The sequence below is a fragment of the Caproiciproducens sp. genome (genome assembly GCF_053840905.1).
Genome location: NZ_JBNLXQ010000012.1, coordinates 1 through 15,220, shown reverse-complemented (window position 1 = coordinate 15,220; position 15,220 = coordinate 1). Strand labels below are relative to the sequence as shown.

12 protein-coding genes are annotated in these 15,220 nt (G+C 55.9%); all 12 read right to left on the bottom strand.

Annotation, left to right across the window (positions count from 1 at the left end; all coding sequences use genetic code 11):
- Window positions 1-69: 69 nt before the first annotated feature.
- Window positions 70-846: a phosphatase PAP2 family protein gene (locus tag ACQGQ5_RS12335; RefSeq protein WP_455736802.1), complete on the bottom strand. Its 777-nt coding sequence runs from the start codon at window positions 844-846 to the stop codon at window positions 70-72.
- Window positions 843-1,805 carry a diacylglycerol/lipid kinase family protein gene (locus tag ACQGQ5_RS12330; RefSeq protein WP_455736801.1) on the bottom strand — a complete coding sequence of 321 codons (963 nt, stop codon included), beginning with the start codon at window positions 1,803-1,805 and terminating at the stop codon, window positions 843-845. The genes ACQGQ5_RS12335 and ACQGQ5_RS12330 overlap by 4 nt, the downstream gene beginning before the upstream one ends.
- A gap of 26 nt (window positions 1,806-1,831) precedes the next feature.
- Window positions 1,832-2,296 (bottom strand): late competence development ComFB family protein, encoded by a 465-nt coding sequence (locus ACQGQ5_RS12325; protein ID WP_455736800.1) that lies wholly within the window; start codon window positions 2,294-2,296, stop codon window positions 1,832-1,834.
- 3 nt (window positions 2,297-2,299) lie between these two features.
- Window positions 2,300-3,064, bottom strand: a complete 765-nt coding sequence (locus tag ACQGQ5_RS12320) for a ParA family protein (RefSeq protein ID WP_455736799.1) — start codon at window positions 3,062-3,064, stop codon at window positions 2,300-2,302.
- 96 nt (window positions 3,065-3,160) lie between these two features.
- The gene (locus tag ACQGQ5_RS12315) at window positions 3,161-4,087 is read right to left on the bottom strand and encodes an alpha/beta hydrolase (RefSeq protein ID WP_455736798.1); all 927 of its coding nucleotides are present in this window, start codon (window positions 4,085-4,087) and stop codon (window positions 3,161-3,163) included.
- A 238-nt stretch (window positions 4,088-4,325) separates the two neighbouring features.
- Window positions 4,326-6,881, bottom strand: a complete 2,556-nt coding sequence (locus ACQGQ5_RS12310) for a diguanylate cyclase domain-containing protein (protein WP_455736797.1) — start codon at window positions 6,879-6,881, stop codon at window positions 4,326-4,328.
- 259 nt (window positions 6,882-7,140) lie between these two features.
- Complete coding sequence (locus tag ACQGQ5_RS12305) at window positions 7,141-10,230, bottom strand: AAA family ATPase (RefSeq protein WP_455736796.1); 3,090 nt, start codon at window positions 10,228-10,230, stop codon at window positions 7,141-7,143.
- Entirely contained in the window at window positions 10,220-11,359 is a 1,140-nt protein-coding gene (locus ACQGQ5_RS12300) for a metallophosphoesterase family protein (RefSeq protein ID WP_455736795.1), read from the bottom strand. Before ACQGQ5_RS12300 ends, ACQGQ5_RS12305 begins: the two co-directional genes overlap by 11 nt.
- A gap of 162 nt (window positions 11,360-11,521) precedes the next feature.
- Entirely contained in the window at window positions 11,522-11,947 is a 426-nt protein-coding gene (locus ACQGQ5_RS12295; protein WP_455736794.1) for an Hsp20/alpha crystallin family protein, read from the bottom strand.
- 368 nt (window positions 11,948-12,315) lie between these two features.
- Window positions 12,316-12,657 carry a cupin domain-containing protein gene (locus tag ACQGQ5_RS12290; protein WP_455736793.1) on the bottom strand — a complete coding sequence of 114 codons (342 nt, stop codon included), beginning with the start codon at window positions 12,655-12,657 and terminating at the stop codon, window positions 12,316-12,318.
- An 11-nt stretch (window positions 12,658-12,668) separates the two neighbouring features.
- On the bottom strand, window positions 12,669-14,255 hold the full coding sequence (gene hcp, locus ACQGQ5_RS12285) for a hydroxylamine reductase (RefSeq protein WP_455736792.1): 1,587 nt from the start codon (window positions 14,253-14,255) through the stop codon (window positions 12,669-12,671).
- Window positions 14,256-14,274: 19 nt separating this feature from the next.
- The gene (locus tag ACQGQ5_RS12280) at window positions 14,275-14,985 is read right to left on the bottom strand and encodes an ATP-binding protein (RefSeq protein ID WP_455736791.1); all 711 of its coding nucleotides are present in this window, start codon (window positions 14,983-14,985) and stop codon (window positions 14,275-14,277) included.
- Window positions 14,986-15,220: the final 235 nt, after the last annotated feature.

The following is a 15,220-nucleotide window of genomic DNA, read 5'->3' as shown; positions in this document are numbered from 1 at the left end:
AGTATCAAACGATTTAAAAAAATTTTATCTTTTTCCTGATCCGGACAAGGATGAAATTCCGGCAGGGATTCAGCTCACGAGCTGGAAAATCACCGCGTTGACGAGCACGCCGATGAATCCCCAGAAGGTACCCAGAATGGCGCCCGCCAGCACGTCGCGCGGATAATGCATCCCCATATACATGCGCGTGGCCCCGACCAGCGAGGCGAGCACGTAAAGCACAAGCGCCGCCGCAAAGTTGCCCTGAAAATACTGCAGGAGCATCGTCGCCATGTAAAAAGCCTGACTGGTATGCCCGCTGGGAAAGGACTTCCCCCGCGCCCGGATGCCCACCACGCGGACATCCTCAAGATAGATAAACGGTCTGGGCCGCCGGATGACGGCTTTCATCAGTTCCACAACCAGCCACAGGGTCAGCGTACCCAGAACGAATTCATACGCAAGGTGGGCATTGACGGCAAAATAGAGGACAAGCGCGATGATCAGCGTAACAATGCCGTTCCCCAGCTCGGTAAGAAGGAGCATCGTCCGGTCCAGCCAGCGCGGGCGGGCGCCGTGCCGGTTGAAAAGCGCGAATACATACGCGTCTATGCTCTGTCCCTTTGACCACACCAGAGAAAGCAGCAGCAGGCAGAACACAAAGAGCATGCAGATCAGCGGCGTGTTCCCTTTGATGGTGATCCACACATGTTTCCAGAAGGTATGGGGGACAAAAATAACGTAGAAGGACAGCGCGACAACCAGAACGGGTACCCAAACGACCGGCCGGAGATGACGGACCCTGCCGATCAGCCGTTCACACTGCCGCACCCATTGATTCTCTCTTAAATGATCGATCCGCTTCATTTCCCGTCCCCAATCGGTCTTTTTATTCTTTTCGGCTCCGGCGCTTTCGTCATCACCGCCAGTGTCCGGCGCTGCAGCTCAATATGGACCGGCCCTTCGCCCAGCGCAATGCCGTCCGCCATCAGCCGCATGGGAGGGGCGGCTTCCATGTCCACCGTACGGGCATGGAAATGCTCAATGCCGGAGTCCTCCGGCTCACTGAGTTTTGCCCCCCTGAACGCGCGGCCCAGCAGATTCAGCTTGGATAAATTGGAAAAAATCAGGACGTCCAGCAGTCCGTCCCGGAAAGCCGCCGTTTCTCCCACCTGGTAATGCCGTCCGACGTACGGCATGTTGGTGACGAGGACCAGATGACCCATCCTGACGATCTCCCGCTTTCCGTCCAGCAGGATTTTGATCCTGGAGGGCGTCAGCGACACGAGGGTGGAAAGGAAGTCGCCCACCCGCTCCAGATGCCCGTGCTGGATATCGTCCCCCGCCGAAAAAATCGAAGACAGCAGGCCCGCCGAACAGATTTCCAGAAAAGAGGTGCGTCCCGCCGCGCAGCCGAGGAGCCCCATATCGATCTTGGTGCGTTCCCCTGTGCGCAAAACGGCGATGGCGGACGGAATATCCCGCGGGATGTTCAGGCTGAGCGCCACATTGTTCTGGGTGCCCGTGGGGATAATGCCCATCGTCGCGGGCAGCCCCTTCATTTCTCTGGCGACGGCGGAAACGGTGCCGTCGCCGCCGCAGACGACAAACATGTTGACGCCCTGCGCCGTGGTGTCTTTGACCATCCGCGCAAAATCGCTGTCCGGTTCCGTCAGATACACCTCCGGCACGTACTTCCACTGCTGCAGCATGCTGATGATATCCATCAGCTGAACCGGGGAGGCGTTTGCAGAGCCGGAGGCCGGGTTGAAAATGAGCTTGACGCGCCTGCGCCGTTTATCCGTAAAATACGTTTCTTTTTCCATCTTGTCCCGCAAAGCCCTTTCTTTCCTTAATGCCTGGGATGCGCGCGGACCGCCAGAATCGCCTGAATGACCGCCGTGACCACCTGTGCGTTGGTCTGGGGATCGATATCCGGCGTGGGCTGGCCCTCCTGCAAAACCATATATTTCGGGGGAAGCTTGTTCAGCGCCATCGCGACAATGTCCTTTTTGCACCGGTCGCATTTGCAGCACTGAAAACGCGCAAGCGCCGATTCCAGCTTTTCCAGCACGATGCTTTCCATCGTATTGACAAGGATGGTCGGCTGGGTATCCATAAACGCGACGCCCACTTCGCGGCGCATAATGGTTTTGTGCTGGTTCAGCGGTTCCTCCAGCGCGGCGCGCGCGTTCTGCTCGTCGCTGAGGCCATGCGGGCTTTCCGCGTCCTGCGAAGCCTTCGCCGTTCTGGAGCCGGAGGGCATCAGCATTTTATACATCAAATCTTTATCGATATCTTTCTTCGTCCTTGCCATCAGTCATGATTCCTCCTTTTCCAGCAGCTCATCCGTAAATTTCAGGTAATCTTTCGCAATATTGTTTCTCGGCGAGTAATCCAGAATGTTCTGCTGGATGGACTGGGCCTCGCTGATGACGACGCTGCTGCGTATGTAGGAATCGAACAGCGGAATGTTCAGATCCTGTGCGATCAGTTCCGCCGTACCCCGGATTTCCCTGCTCAGGAGGGTACGGGGATTGAATTTTGTCAGAAGGATTCCCGAGATGGTCAGGGACGGATTGCAGTATTTTTTGACTCGCTCAGCGGCTTCATACAGCTTTGCAATCCCCTGCAGGCTGAAAATATCCGAAAGCATCGGAACCACGATCGTGTCCGACGCGGTAAACGCGTTGATGGTCAGGATGCCGAGCGCGGGCGGCGTGTCCAGAAGGATATAGTCGTAGAGGCCGAGGATCGGTTTCAGCGCCTCTTTCAGCAGAAACTCGCGCCCGGTATTGGTAAATTCAAGCTCGATCCCGCTGAGCAAAATGCTGGATATCATGATATCGGCCGTGTCCGATTTCTGAATGGCGTACTGCGTTTTCACGTCGCCCTTCAGCACCTCGTAAATGGTGGCGCAGGTTTCGGTTTCAGCGCCGACGCTGAAGCCGAGGTTTCCCTGCGGGTCAAGATCGATCATCAGAACACGAAAACCCTTTTTCTTTAATCCCGCCGCCAGACTGCAGACGGTAGTCGTTTTGCCTACCCCGCCCTTCTGATTGGAAATGGAAATAATCCTGCTCATTTTCATGTCCCCTTCGTATGAAAGTTGCAACAAAACAATTATCTTTACCATCATAGTATAATTTTACAATATTTTCAATCCTATAGGGCTTTTCCTTCACCCTTCCCGGTTCAAAAAAGCACCGATCAGGCGATAGCACTCGCGGACCTGACGAAAAACCGGCGGAAGCGAAAAAAAGCCGTGCAGCGCGCCGGGGATGCGGCGGACCTCCACTTCGTTGCCCGCTTCCTTCAGGCGCTGCCCGTAATCCTCCGCCTCGTCCCGGAGCGGGTCGTATTCCGCCGTAATAATCAGCGTTTTCGGCTGGCGGCTGAAATCCTTGGAGGCCAGCGGCGCGAAGTAGGGGTTTTGCAGATCCCCGTCGCCGGCCTGATACAGCTTCATATAATCGCAGATCCTTTCGGAGGTCAGCAGATATTTGCTCCCGTTGTCGCGCACGGAAGCGTAGGGCGATTTTGCCGTATGGTCAAAGTAAGTGGAGGGATAGATCAGGATCTGGCGCTCGGGCAGAAATTCGCCCCTGTCGCGCGCCATCAGGGATACGGCCGCCGCAAGGTTTCCCCCGGCGCTGTCCCCGGCCACCGTGATTTTTTCGGCGGGGACCTTTAACAGCTCCGTGTGCAGAAAAATCTCCCGCACCACACGGTAACAGTCCTCCGGTGCGGCCGGGAAACGGTACTCCGGCGCAAGCCGGTAATCGACCGACACCACGGTGCTGCCGGTCATATTGGCCATATTCGCGCAGATCCGGTTGTAGCCGTCAATGGTTCCGGCGACCCAGCCGCTTCCGTGGAAGAAAATCAGCAGGGAATCGGGCCGGCTTTCGCCGGGAGCAAATATCCGTACGGGAATATGATGGTTTTCATAGGACACGACATGATCCCACGTCTGATAAGGCGGCTTTCCAAGATGAAATCCTCTGATGCGAATGATCGCGCGGTGAAACCGGCCGCTTTCCTCTTCTCCGATATCCGTATAGGAAAGCGCTCTCAGCGCAACGCGCATCAGCCTTTTTACCGCCATTGTCCTTCGCCTTCCGATCCTTCGTAATTCTCTGCCGCAATCGTATTGACAGCATTTCCAGTTGCTCCTGCAACAAGGTTGCGTTCCTCCCCCGCCGAAGGCGGGGGAGGAACGCGTTTTGTCTTGCAAACTGAAATGCGATCGCTATAGTATTGACAGCCCGGCTGCATTTTATTGACCTCCGGAAACGAAAAAGCGGCATAGAATTTTCAGGATTCCATGCCGCGTCCGTCATTCTTTATTTTCCACAGTCCGATGGATCGGAATAAAAAGCAAAACAGTCCTTGCCCTGCTTTTTCGCCTTGTAAAGCGCGCTGTCCGCTTTGGGATAAAGCTCCTGATACGTTGTGCCGTCGGCCGGATACATGGCGACGCCGATGCTGCCGGAGATGCTGTATTCCCTATGGCCGTCCGCATGGGTATTGCGGAAGATGTCGCACATCGCTTCCGCCTTTTCCGCAATCAGGTCGTCGGTGGAGATATCGCGCAGAAACACGAGGAATTCGTCCCCGCCGATACGCCCGACCACATCGGAAGTGCGGAACAGCTTCTGGAGCTTCGCGGAAATGTCGCAGATCACCTTGTCCCCGGCCATGTGGCCGAACTGGTCGTTGATGGATTTAAAATTGTCAATATCGATCATCATCAGCGCGTGGATTCCCGACGGATCCGCGCCCGACAGATGATCCTCGATCCGGGACTGCGTGGCGGTCTTATTGTAAAGATTCGTCAGCGCGTCGCGCTGCGACTTGTCCATCAGCCTTTGCATTTCCTTTTTCTGGCTGTCGATATTATAGGCCTTTCCAACCGCTTTGCTCGGCCTGCCGTAGGAGTCGTACATGATTTTCGCTTTCACGCGGTGCCAGACAAACCGGCCCGTTTTGGTAATGAAACGGAACTCGATTTCATACTCCGTATTGCCCATCTGGAACTCCTTCAGCAGCGTCCGGAACCGCGGCAGATCTTCCTTGCAAATGCTCTGGTTGCGCAGAATATCCTTCATGAAATCCCTGATGTGCGGATACTGCCCGGTCAGAGCGGTAAAAAGCGGGGAAAAGTCCATCCGGTCGGTCAGGATATCGTATTCGAACATGATGTCGTCGGAGAGGTTCTCCGCGATCTGGTAACGCTCCCTTTCCACTTCCAGCTCTTCCTGCGTCTGCTTGAGCGAAGTGATATCCGTGTAAACGCACTGGTAAATCACCTGATTGTTCCGGTTGACGGTGTGCGTTCCGCTCAGAGAGACCCAGATGACGCCGCCGTCTTTCCTCACCATGCGGAATTCCGCGATAACGGGCCTGTTTTCCTCAATCTGCCTTTTCAGCAGAACCGACACAAGCTGGGCGTCTTCGGCATGCACATTGCGGATCCCTTCTTCACCCGGAAGCCGGGCGTATTCCTCTTTTGTATATCCGCACAGCTTATAGAACCCGTCGCTCGCGTAGATCAGCTTCAGCCCCCCGTCGTACAGATACTGCGCCACGCCGCCGGGGATGCTGTTTGCCAGCGTCTGCAGCTGCGTCATGATCTCATTCGCTTTTTTATGCGCCTGCTTTGACTCGGTAATATCCACAACGACGGCGTAAAATTCCCGGTAGCCGTCCTCATGCGCCACAATTTTAGCCCGGTTGAGCAGCCAGCGGATATTCCCGTCCGCCGTGACGATCCGGTATTTTACCTCCGCGAAATTCTCTTGGGAAATCTGATGGTGAATGCTGCTGATGGTCTGCATACGGTCTTCTTCATAAATCATGTTATAGAAGGAACGGTCATAGGCGCTGAGGAACTGGTCCAGGGTATATCCCAGCATTTTTAAAAGCCCGTTGCTCACGAACTGGAACTCCGCCTTTTCGTCGGCGCTGAAGCGGAACGCGCCGCCCGGCAGGTTGGCGATGAAGGTTTCCAGCTCCACCTTGGTGCTTTTCAGCTCGTCGTTCTTCCTGCGGAGCCGCTCCCTGTTCTTTCTTTCCGACAGAATGACATAAGCCGCGATCAGAACCAGCCCAACGGTAAGCTTGATCACCAAAGAGACGGTATCGGTCAGAATTTTGTTGGATTTCGACGTAACGGCGTTGATGGAAACCGTTCCGATCACATACCAGTCCTCCATACCGACCGGCGTATAGGAGACATAATACTCCCCTATATTGGAGTAATAGTGGGAACTCCCCTGCTTTCCGTCTTTCATGGCTGACTTGATCTGGGCGAGAGAGGACGGGGCCTCCAGCGCCAGATGCGTGTCCGTAAAAATATTCTGCTCCGTCTGCCGGGAATCCGGCGAGGCGATCACCGTTCCGTCCCCCCCGGCCAGCCAGCATTCTCCCTTTTCCCCGGAATTCTCCGCGTTCAGCAGGCTGCCGAACGATTTTGCGGGGATAATGGAGCTGACGGTACCGGTAACTTCCCCCCCATGCCGGACGGGCACGGCCACGACGATGCTGCGGGTACTGTCCGTCCTCGACCGGGGCACCGCCGAAACGGCCGTTTTGCCGTTCAGTGCCTGCTGAAAATAAGGGCGGTCGCCGATTTGGACGGTCTGTCCCCCTGCAAGGCAGCAGGTTCCGTCGGGCAGCCCCACCCCGACCGCAGCCGACTGGTCCGCTTTCTTCAAATCAACCAGCAGGTCCTTCACAGACGTCTTGTCCAGCACGTCATTTTCCGCGCCGATTGCCTGAGCGGCCAGTTCCATGGAGGAAATCGTGTTATTCAGCTCCATGTTGACCATTTGGGCGTTACGCCGGGTATCGGACAGCAGATTTTCCTGCACTTCTTCTTCAAAAGTTCTGTTTAGCAAAAAAGAATACCTGCTGAAAGACAGAATCATAAACCCAACAAAAATAGCGATGATCAAAATTGCTGTGATGGGCGTATTGATTCTTCTTTTCACTGAAATATTCCTCCAAGACGACGAAATTTTCACCAGTCCCCAGCAGGATCGCGAAAGATAATTCCATACTTATATATTTCTAATAATATCATAAAACGGATATAAAAGAAACATTTATTTCCAATTCCCATTAAAAAGCGCGGCCCGTCGGTTCTTTCAAAAAATGTCACGCGGATACGGTTTGACCGATCTTTTTCGCCACGGCGTTCAGGCCCTCCCGGCGGGCCAGTTCCGGAATATTCTGATGACAGGTGAAGAGGATGATCTGGGCGCCGCCGCTGTTTCCGGCATAATCGGCGAGGAATTTCAGGCCCTGTCTTGTCCGCTCGTCGTCGTACTGCAGAAAAACGTCGTCCAGCAGCAGCGGAAGCTTCGGGCCCTCTTCCGAAAGCAGCTCCGCAACCGCCAGCCTGAGCGCGAAATACGCCTGATCGATCGTGCCGCTGCTCAGATACTGCCATTCGTGCGAAACCGCGTTTTCCGAATCCTGCACGTTGATATCGAAATTTTTTGAAACGATCACATTCTGATATTTACCGCCCGTAATGCTGCTGAAGATCCGGGCGGTTTTTTTGTTCAGGAGGGGACCGAAGCTCCGGCGGATTTCATTGAAGGCCTCCGTGAGCGTGTCCTTTGCAAGGCTGAGGCACTGATACTCCGATTCTCTTTCCGCAATCTCCTTTTGCAGTTCCTCCGTCTCCTCTTCCAGCTCGCTGACATTCTTTTTCCCCGCGAACCGGTTTTTGATTTCGGAGCCCGTCTGAATCAGTTCTTCCCTTGTTTGCTGAAGCTGCTCAAAGCATTCGGCGCTGAGGCGCCTGAGATGCTCCGCACCCTGATCGTCCAGGGGCTCCGGCATCCGCACCCCGCAGGCGCTGAGAATCTCTTCCCGCGCTTCCCCGGCTTCCCGCTCAAGCTGTTCGGCGGGCTTCCCCTCTCCCTGCTCCTTGAGGGATTCCGACTGGCTCTCGATTTTCTGCCGCAGGGAACGGAGCTCCTCCATCCGATTTTTCAGCTCCTGTACGGCGCTCAACGCTTCCTCAAAGGAGGAGACCGGCCGGTACGCGCCGACAAAGGAAAGGAAGGCGGCGGTTTGCCCCCGCAGGCTTTCCTGTGCCTGAGTCAGGGCTTCTTTCGCCCTGTCCAGATTTTCCCGTCTCATGGCCGCCCGCTCCTGAAAGCTTTGGAACCGCATCCGCTTGTCCTGAAGCTCCTCCGTCGTGCGGCACCCCAGCGACTGAAGCTGAGACCGTATCCCGTCCGCAAGCGCCGCTTCCCGGGCCGTTTTCGCGTTCAGCTCCTCCCGCAGAGCGGGAAGACCGGTCCGCTGCTCCGGGCCGTCCGCCGGAAGCTCCGCGCGTTTTTCCCGCACATCCTTCAAAAGGCCGTCAAGCTTTTCCCCGATAAACCCGAGTTTCAGTTCCAGCTCACGGTTCCTGCGTTCCGCTGCGGACATCTGCTCCGCCGCCATACGGCAGAGCTCTTCCGCCTGTGCGGCCGATTTCCGCACTTGCTCTTCTCTGGCCGAGGCCGCCTGCCATTCGCCGGCGGCTTCCTCTTCCGCCCGCTTTGCGGCTTCCGTTTCACGCTCCGCGGCAAGACGCACGCTTTCCAGATTTGCTTTTGCCGCCGCGGCTTCGGCTTCGTCCACGACCGTCGTGGCCACGGCTCTGGTTCTGGCTTTCCCAACGGAGAGAACCGCCGCCACTCCGGCGACGGCCAAACCGGCAAAGCAGGCGGGCGACAGAGTGACACCCAGCGCAACCGACGCAGCGGCGATCAGAATCGCCCCGATCAGCAGCCCTTTCCGGATTTCACGACCGGCATTTTCGTTGACCGTTACCTGCCGGGGAGTACCGGCCTGTTTCAGCCGCTCCTGTGCCGTCTCTATTTTTTGCGCGGAAAGGGACTGTACGGATTTCAAATCCTGCCCGGCGGCCTGATACGCGGTATTTGCGCTTTCCCTGCGCTGCCCGGCGAGCGCATGCTCTTTCTTTTTCCGGTCGAAGTCCTCCCGGCAGGCCTGGCAGGACCGCCGCGCTTCCTCCAGCTCCAGAGAAGCCTCTTGGCAGGCGTTTTCCTGATCCCGCTTCTGCTGCAGTTGCTCCTGCAGCGCTTTTTCCGCTTCCGCCAGAGCCGACCGTTTTTTCTCCGTTTCGGCGGCGGCGCGGACGGCTTCCCGAAGGGCAAGGATATCCTGCTGCAGCTTCGCACGCTCCTGCTCCCGCTTTTTTACTTCCTCCGACACTGCCGGTGAAATTTCCTCGACCGGCTCGGCCGGGTCCTCCCGCTCCAGGGTACGGACATTTCTGTTCCTCTCCTCCAGAAGCTGCTGAAGGGACCGGACCTGAGTGATCCTTTCTTCCGCGTTTTGAACGAATTCCTCGTCAAAAACAATATCGCCCGAAGTAAGGAGGCCGGATTTCTCCCCGTATTCTTTGATCTGCGCGTCGAGTTCCTTTTGCTTCTGAACGATTTTGTCTAGATTCTGAAGCTGGACGAGCTTTTCCTGCAAAGCGGACCGGGCTGTGGAATGCCGATATTCCTTTTCCAAAGCTTCTTTCTTCTCGTTCAGCCCGGCGTACCGGCGCTCCATCCGCTTTTTTTCTTCCTCGTCCGCCAGAGCCGCCGCCCGCTCCTGAGCAAGCCGCTCCTGCTGCTGATAGCCTTTATCCAGTATGCCGATTCTGCCGCTTCTGGACTTCAGCTCGTTCATGGCGGCCTGCAGACGGGTTTCCACCCGTTTCTGCGACACGCTTTCATCCCCGGTAGAGACCAGATTCAGAAGCTTCTGGGTAATTTCATCGTCCCTGTCCGCACCGGCCATGCTCCCGGCCTGCCCGATGAAGACGCTTTTCTCAAACGCCGCGGCCCCGATTCCAAAAAAGCGCTGGCCAAGGTCGGTGCCGCTGGCGATCTTTTCTTTTTCCCCGGCCGCCGTATTCCACAGGCTGATTTTATCCGTCGCGTTGGACGCGCCGAATAGCCTTTCCAGCCGATAGACGGTCCCGTTGTCCTCAAATTCGAGGAATCCCGACATTTTGGCCCCGTCCCACGGCTGATATTTTTTCCGCATATTTTTGGAAAGGTCGCCGCTCCTGCCCTCGGAACCGTAAAACATCATTCTGATAAACGCCATGACGGTGCTTTTTCCGTCCTCGTTATTTCCGTAGAGGATTTGGAAGCCGTCCGTCAGATCGAGCGTATACTCCCTCAACTTGCCGAAATGTCCAATGTAAATTTTGTTAATTTTCATTCAGCTTTACCTCGCTGTCAAACGCTTTTAAACCGATATCGAGCGCGCGCCGGCACTGCTCCTTCTGCGCTTCGCCCGCCGCAGCGGCGAGCTTTTCCAGCATGCGCCGGACAAAAATCCCCTTGAGGGAGGTCTCCTTGGACAGCGCGTTCAGATCGGCCTTCAAACGCGTCTCGTCCCTGAGCTTCACAAAGTACAGCTCGTTTTCCAGCCTTGCCGCAATCGCGGCGCAGTCCGGCGAAAAGGAAGCGTCGAGCGCGCCCTCCAGAATGATTTTATAAAGATTTTCCGCATACGTATCCCCAAACTGCCGCTGCAGCGTGTGAAGGACGACGGCAGCCGCCTCGCTGTTGGCCGAGACCCCGCCGATATCGACGCGGACCTCTAAATTTTTCCTTCGGCACACCGGGCGGAAAGCGAGGTCAAGCCTGTCCCTGCTCACGGTGCCGATATAGACGCCCTTTTCCCCCAGCTCGTCGAACCCCCTGCCCTCCGGACAGCCGCAGTAGGCGTAAGCGGTCCTTCCGCTGCGCAGGATTTCAGTGCGCATATGAATATGGCCGAGCGCAAGGTAATCCATGCCGCTGAAACGGATCCGGGAAGGGGTGATCGGGTTGTAATTGCTCGACTGGTTCTCGGCGACCAGGTCCCCGTGCAGGACGCAGATATTCAGCAGGTCGTCCCGGGGCGCGCCGATTTCTCCCAGCAGGGGTTCCGTGACATACGTTCCCGTAAATCCCGCGCCCCACACGCGCACGCCCTTGCCGGGCAGCTCAAAACAGTCGAAGCCGGACTGAAAAATATGTACGTTTGCCGGCCAGTCCGGGTCGGCGTACGGGGAATCCAGAGAAACATAGTCGTGGTTTCCCGGCGCAACGGCGACTGCCGTTTCGGGAATTTCGGACAGCGCCCTTTTGACGGAACGGACCGTCGCGGCGTCCGTACCGGAGCTTTCAAAAAAATCCCCGGCGATCAGGAGCAGCTCAACGCCTTCCTCTTTGCAGAGGGAGACGATCCTGTCAAACGTCATCAGCATTTCTTCCCTGCGCTGGCCCGCTTTGCTCCCCAGCGAAGTAAGCTCCGCGCCGAGGTGCAGGTCGGCACAGTGCAGTATTTTGATTTTATTCATTCCTTTACGCCCCCGGACAATCTTCTTTTCATTGTTTCCATTATATCAAAATCAGCAGGGGAAAGCAATTGCCGGGCGGCTTTTCCGACGGGGCGGAAGGCCCGTAAAACAGACGAAAAGGGCCGCCCGGGATTGCTCCCGGGCGGCCCTTGGCCGTTGCTGTTAACGGATTTCTATTCTGCGGCTTTCGGGCACCACGGTTTCCACCTTCGGCATACTCAGCTCCAGGATCCCATCCTTATACTCCGCGGAGATTTCATTGGCTTTGACATCGGAGATATCGAAGCTGCGGGAGAACGAGCCGTACTTGCGCTCCCTGCGAATGTAATTGTCCTTTTTCTCCTCGGTTTCATCCTTGTGCTCCGCGCTGACGGTCAGCCTGTCGCCCTCGATATCGATCTTGATATCTTCCTTCTTGAAGCCCGGCAGCTCCGCCTTCAGCAAATACTTGCCGCCCTGATCGATCACATCGGTACGAAAAGCGGAAAAGCTTTGCGGCAGATCGCCGAAGAAGTTTTTCTCCATGTTATCAAAATAGTTGAACAAGTTGTTTTCCCTGCGTCCAAACGGCATTAAATCAAACATCATCAAAACCTCCATATCAATTCATTTGATTTCTTCGGAAGCGCTGCTTCCTTTTACAATTATTACTATATCCAATAATTGTGAAAAATAATCAGATAAAATATTGCCAAATTATTAATTTTAGCACTCTCGTGTTTAGAGTGCTAAAATTGATCAAAATTTCCGATTGGAACGGCATTTCTCACCCCCGGCCCCTCCCGCACACAAAGCAAAACCGAAAGCATTTTGGCGCGGAAGGGAGCCGGGCGGGAGGGGTTGAGGACAGCGAAAGCTCTTCTGAACATCCCGGTATAGCCGGAAGTTTTCGGCATAACAGGAAAAACCGGCCCTCAGGCGATACGAAATCACCGAAGGGCCGGCCTGACGAACGATCAACCGGGGAACACGACTACCAAAAACATTTTGAACTGCTGGGAAGCACGGACCGCGTGGGGCGTTTTCGCGGGCATGACGATGGTCTGGCCGGCTTTGAGAAGATGCTTTTCGGAACCGATGGTAATTTCGCCTTCTCCGTCCAACGCAATGACCATCGCGTCGCCGTTCGACTCGTGGGAGCTGATCTCCTCCCCCTGGTCAAAAGCGAAAAGCGTAAGGCTGACCGCCGGGTTCTGCGCCAGCGTCTTGCTGACGACCTGACCCGGCTGATAGGTTACCAGCTCCGCCAGAGTCAGCGCGGTTGAAAAATCGATATTTTTGATATAATTTTTTTGCATACGGCGCCCTCCTATTTCAGCATAGCGGCCAGATCCTGTTCGGGTGTGGTGATCGGCATGATGTTGAATTTCTCCACCAGTATTTTAAAAACATTCGGGGATACAAACGCGGGAAGCGTCGGGCCCAGGCGGATATTGGCAATGCCGAGCGACAGCAGGGTCAGCAGGATACAGACCGCCTTCTGCTCATACCAGGAGAGCACGATGGATAGCGGCAGGTCGTTGACGCCGCAGCCGAAGGCTTCCGAAAGGGCGACCGCAACCTTGATCGCGGAGTACGCGTCGTTGCACTGGCCCATATCCATGATGTGCGGCAATCCGGCGAGCGTTCCCATGTCGAGGTCGTTGAAGCGGTACTTTCCGCACGCGCAGGTCAGGACGACGGTGTCCGGCGGGGTAAGCTCCACCAGCTTAGTGAAATAGTTTCTGCCGGGCTTTGCGCCGTCGCAGCCGCCGATGAGGAAAATGTGGCGCAGGGCTCCGGATTTCACCGCCCCGACCACCTTGTCGGCAACCGACAGCACGGTGTTGTGGCCGAAGCCGGTCATCAGCTTTTCGCCGCCGTTGATGCCGGGCATATGCGTGTCCTGCTCGTATCCGCCGAGCTCCAGCGCTTTTTCGATCACGATGCCGAAGTCCTTTTTACCGTCCGATTCGCCGATGTGGGGCATTTCGGGATAGCCGACCACCGCGGTCGTGTAAACCCTGTCGGCATAGGCGGGCAGGGGGCGCATCAGGCAGTTTGTCGTAAACAGGAACGGCGCCGGGACATTGAGAAATTCCTTCTGCTGATTCTGCCACGCAGTACCGAAATTGCCTTTCAGGTGCGGATACTTTTTCAGCTCGGGATAGCCGTGCGCGGGCAGCATTTCGCCGTGTGTATAAATGTTGATCCCCTTGTCCTTTGTCTGCTCCAGAAGCTGTTTCAGATCGTAAAGGTCGTGGCCGGAAACAACAATGAACGGGCCTTTCTCAATCGTATTGCTCACTTCGGTCGGCACGGGATTGCCGAACGACTCCGTATTGGCCTGATCCAGCAGAGCCATGCACTTCAGGTTCACCTGGCCGAACTCCATCACAAGCTCCAGAAGGCGGGACGGGTCCTGCTCATAGTCGATCGCCGTCAGCCCCTTGTAGAACCAGCCGGTCACCTCGTCGTCGGTATAACCCAGCACATAGGCGTGATACGCGTACGCCGCCATTCCTCTCATGCCGAGCAGGAGCAGGGATTTCAGCGAACGGATATCCTCGTCGCCGTTCCAGAGTTGCTTCAGGTCAAGGTCGTCGGTGCCGCCGCATTTTGAGCCGCAGGCGGCGCAGCCGGGCGCCAGCGAAGCCTTTTCGTTCCTGATCTCGGCGATAAGAGCCTCGATCGCCTCATTGTCAAAATTCACGTTGGTAATGCACATGAACAGGCCGCGCAGAATCAGCTCGTCCGATTTTTTGGTCCTTCCCGAATTCCCCGCCGCTTTGGCCAGGCCGACCAGCGCGCCGGTCAGCTCATCCTGAAAATCGGCGGTCACGCTGCTTTTGCCGCAGACCCCCATTTTGGTGCAGCCGGTTCCTCCGGCGGTTTGTTCACACTGAAAACAAAACATTTTTCTTTTCCTCCTTCAATTAATCTTCTAATATTTCACCGTCGGTAGCGACGGTAACGACACGCCACGGGATCATTTTCCCCGAATTCTGCAGAGCGGTCTTCACAGAGTTCACCATTCCGCCGCAGCAGGGCACTTCCATGCGCACAACGGTGATGCTTTGAATGTCGTTCAGGTTCAGAATATCCGTCAGCTTTTCACTGTAATCGATATCGTCCAATTTCGGGCAGCCGATCAACGTGATTTTATTTTTCATGAACTGATGAATATTCGCGCAGGCATAAGCCGTGCAGTCCGCGCAGATAACAATGTGCGCGTTTTCAAAATACGGGGCGTTCGGCGCGACCAGCTTCAGCTGGCACGGCCACTGGCGCAGCTCCGAGCGGGCGGCTGCCGGTTGGACCGGGGCCGCCGGCTGGGCCGGGGCGGGCGCGCGGTCAAACGTCCTCATGCGCATGGACGGGCATCCCCCGAAAGGAGGCTGGGCCGACTTCCGCTTCATTTTGGCGTCCACCATTTCCTGATCGTACTCCCCGGCCTCGCGCTCAATAATCCGGATCGCGCCGGTCGGGCATTCGGGAAGGCAGTTTCCGAGCCCGTCGCAGTAGCTGTCGCTGACCAGGGTCGCTTTTCCGTCTATCAGCTGCAAAGCGCCTTCCTGACAGGCGTTGACGCACAGGCCGCAGCCGTTGCATTTATCAGAATCAATCTGAACGATTTGTCTTTTCATTCAACGTTCCTCCATTTGTTTTGTTGGTCTCAGTATATCATTCAGCTCCCGTTATTTCGGTATCCGTAGCTACAAAATTCTGATTTCATTGAAATTTTTTAACGGGAGAATACACGACGGCTGAAGAAACGTCCTGTCGGCCGCGCGGCGCCGTTCTTTTCCGCAAAGCAAAGCGGCCGGGAACGATATCGTTCCCGGCCGCTTTGCTTTGTTATGGTGAATTGACGTGTAATCA